Genomic DNA, 10,699 nt, shown 5'->3' on the forward strand with positions numbered 1-10,699 from the left:
TACCTTGAACTCTGTCTCCGGCTCTACTCCCTCAAAATATCTGCCGATATTATCTTCAAAATTACCGGTTAGGAAATTGCTGAAATCCACGTAATTGTTGTATTGTGTCAGCTCATCGTCGCTTTCCCCGGAATCAGCGGAAAGGTTCTTTTTCAAAGCATCCAAGGGGTTATTCCCGGAATCACTGCTGTCCCCGCTGCTCTCTCCGCTTTTTTCCTGCTTTATAGCATTCTGAGCCATCTTTAAGTCTTCACAGGCGGAAAGACTGAGGGCTAAGGCAATTGCGCCAAGTCCTAAAACGATTTTTTTCATACATTTTCTCCTCATCAAAAAAATTCTGCATCTTTCTTTATTTTAAGAAAAGATACAGAACTAATTATACAAAAATTTAAATTTTTTACAAGAAACAGAAAGAATTTCGCAAAAATGAAAAAGCACTATTTAGCTAGTGACTTTATTGTAAATCCGAAGCATCTCAACGGCAGACTGATCAATCTTTACAAAACTGCCATCCAGATTCGTCTTCCCATAATCCTCCTCCGTAAAACCTTCCCCCTGATCTATGCGACGCATCATTTCCTGAATCTGTAGTGCAAACTCTTTGGAAGCGGCAGCAAAATCCGCCAAGTCCGCAGAAATCGTGGGATCTGTAAACTCTTCTCCATCAACAGCCTTTTGATCCTTAATTAATTTTTCCAACTCTGACACTGTGGTACGAAATTCCTCATGGGCAGGTCGAATTACAGATAAATTCATCCTTAAAATATCCGCCTGGATAAGATCCTGCCTTTCCATATCATCCAAAATCCGATCCTTTAAGGAAAAAAGCTTCACTATACTATAGCGAATAGCATAGCCCCGTGCTTTCAATGTTTGCATTTCTTTTTCTGTTCTTTCCAGAGAAAGACTATGAATAGCTGCATTATACTCCTCATAAGCAGGGGAAACTTTTTCTATCAGAGGAAAGAGACGCTTATGAATTTCTTTTGCCTCTTCATACTGATCATAGAGATAGGTCTCCGACTGGCCATATACCGCAGCTTCATTGTTGATTTCCATTATTTCCAAAATCAACGGTCCTATAAACTTCACTCTTTCATCCAGGTCCGGAAAGTGGGTGCCTATTTTGGCTTGGTCAATTACGGATTGGACAAAGGCTGAATCCCTCTCGGGAAAGCTTTCCTTAGTATATTCTCCTCCCTCCAGGAGAAGAAATTCTTCTTCCTTGGCCACTCCCAGAAAATAGTCGTTTATAATATCTTTGTACTGGAAGACCAGAAAATTACTGAAGTCCACATAAAGGTTGTATTCTGTAATCCTCTCATCTTCCTCCGCATCTTCAACCAATCCTTTTTTAAAGACATCCATAGGACTGTCTCCTGTTTGCTCTGCATTGTTTAGCTTATCCTGCTGAAAAGAATTTTGTGCCATCTTTATATCTTCGCAGGCTGAAAGGCTGAAAATCAGAGCCATGATACTGATACCCATAATAGCTGTTTTCATCTATACTCCCCCCATAGGAATATCCTAACGCTTCGCAGTGCTCTTATAGGCTTCACCTGCCATGAACTTTAAGAGAGCACCTGTTCCACAAGGACTAGCTTAAAATCAAGATATCGCACACTACAGGAACGATACCGTTAAGAACGAGATATCATACGCTTTACGAGGAATATTTGTTTTAAATAAAAAAATTCTGTATTCCTTCTTCTTTTAAGAATGAATACAGAACTCATTATATAAGATTGTTCCATTTTTACAAGGAGGCTGAGTAGCTTTTAAGATGAAAATGTAAGAATTATATTTTCTCCCACTTCTTCCTTGTCCGGTCTATCTTATGATTTGTCGAATCATTTATTTGTTTATATTGTTTCTCTACTTCTTCGCTTCCTCCAGAGCATTGCCCATGCGGTGGAGAAAGCTTTGGAACAGGCGAAACAGGAGAAATAGGAGAAATGAAATAGTAGGAATAGGAGATGGGCATTGCTATTTTTTTCGTTCAATACTACAATATCCTTGTGTTTTGCTTTCGGGAAAAGAATGCGCAGCACAGCGCATTCTTTTTTAGTTCTTAACAAGTGACGTAGGCGAAGCCTGACATCTTGTTCATAACGAGTATTGCTCACAGAGCGCGTTATGAACAAGCGGTGCGGTCTTTTGCTCGAGTACCGAGGCGTGATCTACTGAAAGAGAGAATGAGAAATAATAGAAAAGGAAGAAGGGACGAAGATGCGTACAATTTTTGACACGGAAACATTTCATTTTGAAACAAAAGGGATGCTGGGAGGCGGGCACAGCTTAACGGTTTCCAAGGAAGGTTTTTCTTATCAGAGTGCAAATGGAAAGAAAGTGTATTCCTTTCCTTTTTCAGCGATTAAAAGAACCCTCATTACCAACTATTGCAATTCCAATCAGAGTTACGATGTGCGTTGCTACTTGAAAGATAGTAAGGAGATTCCCGAGTTTGATCTGGATACTCGGGCTTGGAACAACGGACACAATATCAAAGAAACGAAAGCATTTCTTGTGGCACTTTCCGCGAGTAAATTGGGGAGTGCTTTTCCGAACAATCTGGATAGCCTGGAAACCGACCTCGGTTTTACCTTAGGAGAAAAGGAGATTACTTTAAAGGATGGTGTGATTATCGGGGCAAAGCATCAGATTCCTCTTCATGCCATTAAGCGTTGCAAGTGTGTTAGCAACGGAACCCTCGGCTATCTTTGCGTTTATCTAAAGGAAAAGGGCGGTTTTTTCTTCGATAGTCCGGACATGAAACTGCCTATCAATGAAGTCACCCTCCCGCTTATGGAAGCAGTCATGCGTAGGAATACGGGGAACGGAATCGATTTTTCCCGCGGAAACGGCTTTGACCAGAAGGATTCCGGCTATATCATTATTCGTTATATGAATGCGGATTTCTTTATCAGTGAAGACGGAACTTTCCAAGAGCCCTGGCAGGAGTCGGCTTACAGAAGAATTTATGCCTATGGTTATGATGTGGATGCCAGCTGGTGCGAGAGAATGGGGCAGTAGAGGAAAAGAGGATTTATGGGAAAATGGAAGAGTGAAGCGGAAGCACGCGAAGAAATCAAGAATTTGGTAGCGGAATATTCCCACAGTTTTAAAGAACAAAAGAAGGAATTATACTCGTTATGAACAAGATGTCAGGCTTCGCCTGCGTCACTTGTGAAGAACTAAAAAAGAATGCGCTGTGCTGCGCATTCTTTTTTAGAAAGCAAAACGCAAGGATATTGTAGCATTGAACAAAAAATAGCAATGCCCATCTCATATTTCTACTGTTTCATTTCTCCTATTTCTACTTCTTCGCTTCCTCCAGAGCTTTCTGCACCGCATGGCAAATGCCCTCACAACTGGTGGTGGCTCCTGCCACAGTATCCACATCCGTGCTTTGCTTTTCCAGAATATCCGGAATCACCTTCTTCTGTGCGTCAAAGAAATATTCTTCATCGTCCTTGGTTTTCACAATGTCGATGGCAGTAATCTTTCCCCCGGAAATGGTGACTTTCACTTCTACATTGCCATTGTAGGCGGAAGCCTTTCCGGAGTATTCTCCGTCTTTATAGGCTCCGGATGCACTATTCCCATCAGCAGCTTGAGAATCGGAAGAAGCATTTGAAGCATTCGCAGAGGCTTTATCTCCGCCAGCTTCTAATGCTTTTTCAGAAGAATTACTTTTTTCCTCCGTCTTTTCGTTAGTTTCCGTGCTTCCCTTGCTTTCCGCTAGGGTTTCCTGCATTCTGATTTTATCCACATTTGCTTCTAATGCTGCTCGATATTTTCCGGCACTGTAAAAGCCGCTGAGACAAAGACAAACAATAGGCAAAATCCCCCCAATACGAAGCAAAGGAAATGTCTTTTTATCCTTGCTTTCCTTTTGGATTCTATACTGCCTGATCCGTAAGAATCCGTAGAATCCAAAAATGCAGCTGTAAATCATCAAGGTAAAGAAATACTCTCCCTTTCCGCGAATCAGCGCTCCTTGATAAATAAAGAAAATGTGCAGGTACAAAAGCAGGTAAAAAAGATAGGACCAGTTTTGCAACTTCTTCCAGGTCTTTCCCTGCATTTTCCGCCGAACGGTCTGAAAGGAAGTAATGGTTAGCGGAATTAACAAAAGAATCATGAGGCAAGACACGATAGCCGCATGAAGCTCCATCAGACTGATATGCCCCTGTCCAAGGAATAAGGCGCCAAAGTATTTTCCGCCAAAGGCCAGATTATGGGCCAAAGTAATCAAAGAGGCACAGATAGCCATTTCCCCTCGAAGAAGATAGATGGTCTTTCTTCCGGAAAAGCTCTTGGGAAGCACCGGTGCCAGCATTACCCAGATAAAGAGAGAGCCTGCCAGCACACCCCTTTGCATGATTTTCTTAAAAAAGAAGTCCAAAAAGGGAAGTCCTCCCTCCCTTGGATAAAAAATGCTTACCAAGGAAAGGAGGATACAGATTCCATACAACACTGCCGACTTCTTCTTTAATGCTTTTCCAAAGAAATGGAAAAATGCTAAACTGCATATTAAAGTAAGAATCACAATCATTGTACGACTACCTCGAATTTTACTTCAGGATATCCGTCAGCCTTGATGGTTACAGGATAGGTTCCGGGGCCGTCAAAGTACTTTACTTCCTGATCATCCTTCTTATAGGTAGCCTCGGTATTTACGCTGCCGTCATCATTGAAAATATTCTTTCCGAATCTTCTTCCGGCACCGCCCTTAAACTCCTGCTCTCCGATGCTTGCGGAACTTGTGGAGGCAATGTAGTTTGCAATTGTCAGCTGATCTGCATTTTCTGCAAGGCTTAACTTGTTATTTTCAAAATGGAAGTCCTCCGCCTTTAAGCTTGATTCCACCAAAACAGTGAAGGATACGTCGGAAAGCTTGTCATTAGAGAATACCAGCTGATACTTTCCGGGAGTCATCTCTTTAGGAAGTACCAAAACGCCGGCGGTATCTGTATTCACATCCCCCTTTACCTCACTCTTCTTGCTGAGAACCTTGCCAAGAGCGTAGCTGTCTTCACCGGTGGAAAGCTGATAATTTACCTTAGTACCTTCCGGACTGTAGCTTACCTTCTCATCTCCGCTAACCTTGTACTCAGCAGGAGCAATCTTCTTCACATGAAGGTTTACGGGAACCTCCACATCATCCTCATCCATTAAGAAGTAGGTAATCTTTACAATGTCCTTGTCTTGAATATCTTCAAAACGCTTAAACTCTTTCTGAGCCTTATGGTTGGTGTCCTCGAAAGCCACAGCGGAAAATGCCAGTTCCTCCGGCTTTAACCAGATATTGTCCTCATGCTTTAAGCCGTACTTTGCGCCGTCCTTGGTTTCCAGAATTGCAGCCTGTACGATTTCAGAGTCAATGTCCAAACCGCTGACTTCGATTTCATAATTTCCGTAGGAGGAAGTGGTGGTAATATCCGCTTCGGTATCCTTCGCTTCATTTGTAGTTCCCTGTGTCTTGGAAAGGGTTCCATCGGAGTTTAATACCTTATACTCCTTAGGCTCAGTGCTGACTTCACTTTCAATAGCTCCCATCAAAGTAAGAAGAGCATTCTTGCTTTCCTTCTTCTCCTCCAATGCCTTCTTGGCATCCTCGTACAAAGACTTGGGAATTGCCACATTTACATTCTTGATTCCCTTATAAACGGAGCCTTCTCCCTCTACAGCGGTGTCCGCCATAACGAACTTCTCCGCCTTATCCTTGGTAGGAGAGCTGGCACTGTCATACATTCCTGTCTCCCGGAAACCGTCCTTTGTTACCTTATCCTCCGCATCCAGCTGCGCCTTTAAATCCTTCCCCTCTTCCGGAGCAATATCCTTTAATTCTCCGTAATAAAAGTCCGCATAGGGAACGGTCATCTTTACAAAGACATAATCAGACTTCTCTGCCTGAGCTGCAGTGCTTTCCGCAGCCTTCTCCGATCCTGCAGCTGTGGTGGCAGTATCCTGCTTCTTTCCGCAAGCCATTACGGAGGATGCTAAAATGATGGCGGAAGCGCCAAGAATCCAATGTTTTCTCATAATACCCCTTTCTGTCTACACATTACTGCTTCGCTTTGTAGTATTCCTCACAGGAGAACAACAGTACCGTAAGGTATCTTAGCCCTTATCCAAGGGAGAGTTGTTTAACACGCAAAAAGCACCCTCCTATCGAGAATAGGCTGATGCTTACGCTAACATCACAACCCTTTAGATAGATAATACAAAGCTTTTAGTTAGTTGTATCTATCTTTCAAGGCAGTATTATGACAGAGGAGAGGAAACTTGTCAATCCTCTTATATTAAACACTTATCATTCTTTATTTAATCTATTTTCCCCAGCTTTCGCAAAAAATCCGATTCTGTGGATTCCTGATAAAGGGGTGCTAAAAGCTCTTCAATCTTGGCTTTCTCTTCTTTGGAAAAATGGGAGAAGATCACCCCTCTTTTACTTAATTTGTTTCGTAGCTCCACCCGCATTTTTTTCACGTAAGCTCTTTCCTGTAAAGCCATGGAAAAAGACACATCCTTAAGCAAAGCCAGATCTTCTTCCGACAGATTCTCTCTTGCTCTGGAAGAAAGAATTTGCAAATCTAAAACGGGGCTGTGATCATCCTCTAAAAAATACTTGGCGGAAAGATTGTGTTCCTGCCGGGCAAAATCCTCCATGGTATTTTCACTGCCCTCCACAATTCCGCTTTGTAACGCCTTATAGATTTTATCTTGCGGAAGCTCTCTGGTTTTTCCGAAAAGAAGCTGCAAGGCTCTTCCCATGCGAGACTCATCCTCCACTCCTAAAATCAATCCGTCAAAATCCGCTGCAGAGGTCAGTGGCTTTTCCACGGTATAAAAATCCCGAAAGCCAAGACAATGCCACACCAAAAGCTCCATTCCCTTGCTTTGAAAATCTTCTTGAAAAATAGCCCCCTTGTCTCCATCTAAAACATTCCACATTTCCTCTTCGCTGTCAAAAAGATAGGGAAGCTCCATGAGAGAGAGCTTTGCAGAAAGCTTCTTTGCGGAAGGTAGAGGCAATCTTACCATGTCCAGATTACCGGAGCGAAACCGTTCCAACAAAGCCAGGTCGTTATCCTTGTCCTTGGGGCTAAGAATCTTAATCTCTATCCTCCCACGGCTTTTTTCCTTCACTTCTTTGGCAAAACGCTTGGTCATCTGCAAAGTGTAATCATCATTGTTCGCCAATAAGCCGTAAGTTAATACAATCTTATTACTCTTGCTTTTAATAATGGCGGGATGTCCTGTACCGGAACATGCCGTCAAAAAGAAAAAAGAAAAAATCAGGAGCAAAGCCCAAAACGTTCGGCGAAAAAAGGGGGCAGAATCGCTGCCGGATCCCCAGTCCTCTCTTTCCAAGCTGCTCTTTTCTATTTTTTCTATTTCTGTCCTATCCTTCTGAAAAGAACAGTTCCTATCCCATTTCATCCTATCCCCTCATTTCTCTATACTAATTAAATTCTTAAATCTGAATAGTATTTCGTCAATGAGTGCATAAAAAATAAGTAGATGGAGGAGATGTAATTGTTTTGCACAAAATGATTTTTTATACAATTTACATCTCCCCCCATCTACTTATTGCTTTAGAGGGAGTCGGAAATACGCTTCTTCATGTCTTCTACTTGGAGGGCAAATTCTTTGGAAGAATACACAATGGCGCCTTTTCCGGAAAAGCCTTGAATCTGCACGGCCTGGTCGGAGCTGACTACCACTACCGGGTAGCCGGATTGGGAAAAATCATTGGCCATTCTACTTAGGGCAAAGTCTGCCGATTCTCCTTCCTTCGTAAAGATTACCTGCATTCGGGAGTCCAGCTGCAAAGTTTTTCCCGGATTGCTTTTCACCCGATAGGCATCAAAAATCAAATATAAATCCACATCATGGTATGCCGCATATTCGGAAAGCAGGGGAAGAATCTGCTCTCTTCCCGCCATCAAATCCGTTTGGGCCAGTGCCTTCCATTCTTCCTTGGCAAAAAGAAAGTTGTAGCCGTCCACCAAAAATTTTTTTCGCTTATTTTTCTTACCCTTCTTGGCATACTGGGCTCTGGCTTCCTCCAGACGAGCTTCCTTCTCCTTGGATAAAAACAATTTTTGCTCGGTACGAATAGCTTCCTGTCCCCGATTTTTTAAGGGGCCGAAGGTTCTTTCAAAAATCGCATTCAGCTCCTCCTCTAAGGAAATGCCTTCTTCGCCCTTTTTCTTTTTCTCCGAGTGCTCCCCTATGTTCTTAAGCTGTAAAGAAGCGGAACCGTTAAGCTTCGAAGATGAACCTCCTGATTTTCCGCCGGAAGTATTTTCCTCCCATCCGTCCTGCCCTAAAGCTGCCTCGGAAACAAGCTCTTCCCCATAGTAAAGTTTTCCTACAGAACTTAAGGGAAGCTCCTCCGACGGAATCCCGAAACGTTCCTCCAATACTGCCAAGGCTTGTTCCTCTTCCATTTCCTGATAAGAGGAAAATGAGAAAGAAAAACTTTCTCCCTCTCCCTGCACAAAACTTTGCAGCTCCGAAAGGTTTATCCCGGGAATCTTTCCCAGTAGCTGATAGTTTTCTCCCTCGGAAAGCAGCTCCTCCCGCTTTCCCTTTTGTCTTTCAATCTCCTGCAAAATCTTTCCAAGCTTCTCCTGAGAGGCTGAGATTTCATAGGAAAAATACGGCCTTAACAGCCGAACCCCTGCTGTAGCTTGAGCCATGCGGAAGGCCTGATACACCGCCTCCTGAAAGTCCACATAATAGGCGGAGCCTCGAGAAAAGCTTAAATTGGAAATTTCCAAAGCATAGTTCTCATAGGGTCCGGAAAGGAGCGGTCCCGGAAAATGCTCCTCTGCCCACTCAGTTTCCAAGCGGGAAATCCATTCCTCCGGTAGCTCTCCTCTTTTCTCTATGGAAAAAATGCTTTTCTTTTCCGGATTTCTGCTATTCTCACAATCCCTTTCGCCCTTTCCCACCTCCTGCTGCTCCCCAAAGAATTCTACTTCCTTGGGAATTAAGCGAAGAAGCATAGAAATCCTGTGACCGGGTTCCAGCACAGCTCCCCTTCCATAGGCTTCTCTACGGGGACTTTCCCCATAACGAAGCTTCGGCTTGGAAAAATGCAGTTTCTTTCCCAGCCTCTTGGCAAACAAATCCGTCAGAAGTTCTTTTTGCAGATTTCCGGACAGCTGTGCAGTGACTTGCTTTTCCGCCAAAGAAATAGAAATCCCCCACTCCGGAAATTCCTTTTGCAGTTCCTCCAAATCCTTTCGATAGGAAAGAATCTCCTCTCCTTCAAGAGATAAAAGGGTAGGAAAATAACCTTCCTTCTCTTTCTCACTATGCTCATCCACCGGGAAATAGCCAAGACCCGCATTTTCCGAAATCGGCATGGTAAAAAGCATTCCCGGCTCTACGCTCTCTACAGCCTCCTCTTCTACCCCTTCCAAATGTAACTCCAAAGCCTTTTCGGAAGGCCGCCATTCCTGCCGTAAGGAAAGGCTTCCCCCCAAAAGTTTCGCTTTTCCGATTCTTCTTCCTTCCGGACTTTTGCTAATCTTATATAAAATTCCCCGCAATTCCTCGCTATAGGCCGGCATTTGACAAAGAGCAAAAATCCAGGAAAAAAGTTCGGTGATTCCCTCCTGCTTTAATGCAGAGGTGAAGAAAAGAGGAAAAAGCTTTCTCTCCTGTATGTTTTCCTGTAAAAAACTAAGGGGAAGCCGTCCATTTTCCAGATACTCCCCGGTTCCCTCTTCGGATAATAAAGCAAGATTTTCCAGAAAATCTTGACAATCCTCTGATGGGGCTACTGTCCGGGTAAAATCCTCTTCCTTTAAAAATGCTGCCAAGTCAGAAAAAGCATAGGGAGAAAAATCTATAATCCCCTCACAGGAAAAGGCCTCTTGGATTTCTCTTAACAAAGCTTCCCTATCCCCTTGGAAAAGGTCCATTTTATTCACCACCAAAAAAAGAGGAATTCCCTTCTCCCGCGCTCTTTCAAAGAGCTGCAGCTCTCGCTTTTGAATACCGTCATTCCCGTCAATCAGCAGGATACCGTAGTCCATAACCGAAAGACAACGCTCCATCTCCGAGGAAAACTCCTGATGTCCGGGAGTATCCAAAAGAAAAAAACGCTTATTTTCCTTGGTAAAATAAACGCTTTTTGCATAAATCGTAATTCCTTTTTTTCGTTCCAGACTGTCCTTGTCTAAAACACTATCTCCATGGTCTACCCTGCCCTTTTCCGAAATTCTTCCGCTTTCATAGAGAAGAGCCTCCGAAAGACTGGTCTTTCCTCTGTCCACATGAGCCAGCAAAGCAAGTACGATATTTTCCATACGAACCTCTGTTTCCGCCATTTCTTTTATATTCTTAGGCTTTTGGTCAAAGAAGCTTTCTGACCTTTTCGTCAAAGAAACTTTCTGAACCTTTTGTCAAAGAAGCTTTCTGACCTTCTCCCAAAAACCTGTTTTATGAGGAATCTACTGTTTGTGTTTCTCCGCAATACGAACCAAAGCCTCTACACATTCCTCCGGATTTAAGCCCTCTTCATTCAGAATTTCATGGGCATATTGAAGGTAGAGGGCCTTTCTCTCGTTATATAGGTCTTTCAGGGTAAAGCCGTCGGGAATCGCCACCCCTCTTTTCACCGGGTCTCCAATTCTTTTTTCCACCTCGGAAAAGGGCACATCCAGAAAAATAA

General features: G+C 43.2%; 6 protein-coding genes and 2 pseudogenes. 1 reads left to right on the top strand and 7 read right to left on the bottom strand.

Annotation, left to right across the window (positions count from 1 at the left end; all coding sequences use genetic code 11):
• Nucleotides 1-312: pseudogene (locus tag RYL27_RS08930) on the bottom strand (DUF3829 domain-containing protein); the annotation flags it as partial.
• 129 nt (nt 313-441) lie between these two features.
• Complete coding sequence (locus tag RYL27_RS08935; protein WP_314966670.1) at nt 442-1,503, bottom strand: DUF3829 domain-containing protein; 1,062 nt, start codon at nt 1,501-1,503, stop codon at nt 442-444.
• Nucleotides 1,504-2,229: 726 nt separating this feature from the next.
• Here RYL27_RS08935 and RYL27_RS08940 point away from each other — a divergent pair.
• A complete protein-coding gene (locus RYL27_RS08940) occupies nt 2,230-3,033 on the top strand; it encodes a hypothetical protein (protein WP_314966672.1) in 804 nt (267 codons plus the stop codon).
• A 283-nt stretch (nt 3,034-3,316) separates the two neighbouring features.
• Here RYL27_RS08940 and RYL27_RS08945 read toward each other — a convergent pair whose 3' ends face one another.
• From RYL27_RS08945 to RYL27_RS08965, 5 genes and pseudogenes are all read right to left on the bottom strand, one after another.
• Nucleotides 3,317-4,558, bottom strand: coding sequence for an FMN-binding protein (locus tag RYL27_RS08945; protein ID WP_314966674.1), 1,242 nt, complete (start codon nt 4,556-4,558; stop codon nt 3,317-3,319).
• Nucleotides 4,555-6,048 (bottom strand): hypothetical protein, encoded by a 1,494-nt coding sequence (locus RYL27_RS08950; protein WP_314966676.1) that lies wholly within the window; start codon nt 6,046-6,048, stop codon nt 4,555-4,557. The genes RYL27_RS08945 and RYL27_RS08950 overlap by 4 nt, the downstream gene beginning before the upstream one ends.
• A gap of 282 nt (nt 6,049-6,330) precedes the next feature.
• Entirely contained in the window at nt 6,331-7,449 is a 1,119-nt protein-coding gene (gene dctP / locus RYL27_RS08955; protein WP_314966678.1) for a TRAP transporter substrate-binding protein DctP, read from the bottom strand.
• Between the two features lie 155 nt (nt 7,450-7,604).
• Entirely contained in the window at nt 7,605-10,409 is a 2,805-nt protein-coding gene (locus tag RYL27_RS08960; RefSeq protein WP_314966680.1) for an NYN domain-containing protein, read from the bottom strand.
• 69 nt (nt 10,410-10,478) lie between these two features.
• Nucleotides 10,479-10,699 (bottom strand): annotated as a pseudogene (locus tag RYL27_RS08965) (shikimate kinase); the annotation flags it as partial.

Source organism: Oribacterium sinus, from assembly GCF_963537195.1.
Taxonomy (GTDB): Bacteria; Bacillota; Clostridia; order Lachnospirales; family Lachnospiraceae; genus Oribacterium; species Oribacterium sinus_A.